1 protein-coding gene is annotated in these 1,107 nt (G+C 35.6%); it reads left to right on the top strand.

Going from position 1 to position 1,107, the window contains the following annotated elements; translation table 11 throughout:
* Positions 1-917 (top strand): MFS transporter (locus tag V7149_RS25830; protein WP_335348415.1); only part of this gene is annotated, 917 nt, incomplete at its 5' end.
* Between the last annotated feature and the right edge of the window lie 190 nt (positions 918-1,107).

Raw genomic sequence — 1,107 nt, 5'->3', positions numbered from 1 at the left:
CCCTTGGGTTTATCACGTTCAGCGGCTACTACTGGATCTTTATTACTTTTACTTGTGTAGCCATTTTCCAGAGTGCGATTATTCCGATATCAGATAGTTTATCAATCAAATATTCAAGTAAAGTCAAAGTCAATTATGGGAATATCCGATTGTTTGGGTCTCTTGGATTTGGGGTAGCGGTTTTTATTATGGGGAGGCTATCTGAATGGAATCCAAAAATCATTTTTATTTCCTTTTTTGCTTCATTATTTATCGCCAGTATTCTAGCAAGGAAAATGCCTTCAGAAAATGTTTCCAATAATCAGAACTTGCTTTCTGGTGTTAAGGAAATTCTTGTCCATAAAAGGTTTCTCATTTTCCTCGTAATTACTTTTCTGATTTTTGGTCCTAATCTCGCTAATAATAATTACTTTGGCCTTTTTATTGAAAATCGCGGGGGGACCTATACAGGAATAGGGATTGCTTTTTTAATTGCTGTATTGTCCGAAATTCCCTTTATGAAGGCAGCAGGCAGCTGGATCCACCGTTTTGGATTATTGCAGATTGCTGCACTTGCTGGTGCTGTTTCCTTAATTAGATGGCTGCTATATTTTATGGAGCCAAGTCTGTGGGTCATTTACGCAACAGCTGTCATACAAGGTTTCTCAATTGGTTTATTCATTCCTGCAAGTCTTCAGTATATAAGAGATATTACGCCTGTTCATATTACCGCTACTGCTATTACATTATACTCGGCAATTGGAAATGGCTTAGGAAACTGGTTTTGCACATTTGTCGGCGGTATCATTTATGAGGAATTTAATATTTACAGTTTATACTTATTTTTCAGTGTTTTGAGCTTATTGGGGATTATCCTTAATCTATGGCTATTGAAAGAGGAAAAGGGCCATTCAACCCTTTCCGTTGCTAAAAATTAGTGATATTTATTAAAAAGAAGTTGCTTTAAGCTGCAACTTCTTTTTTTATCAATTATTCAATATATTTATTCATAAACTTTCTGGCAAGCAATCTTTTCACTTCGTTATAGGAAAGACCTGATTGACTATTCAGCCGTTTGACTTCTTCAATATCGGTCCCAGCTGCTGTATATTTTTTTATAGATTTTTG

This window comes from Bacillus sp. JJ1503, from assembly GCF_036965125.1.
In the GTDB taxonomy this organism is placed as follows: domain Bacteria; phylum Bacillota; class Bacilli; order Bacillales; family Cytobacillaceae; genus Cytobacillus.
This window is presented reverse-complemented; position numbering and strand designations above follow the sequence as displayed.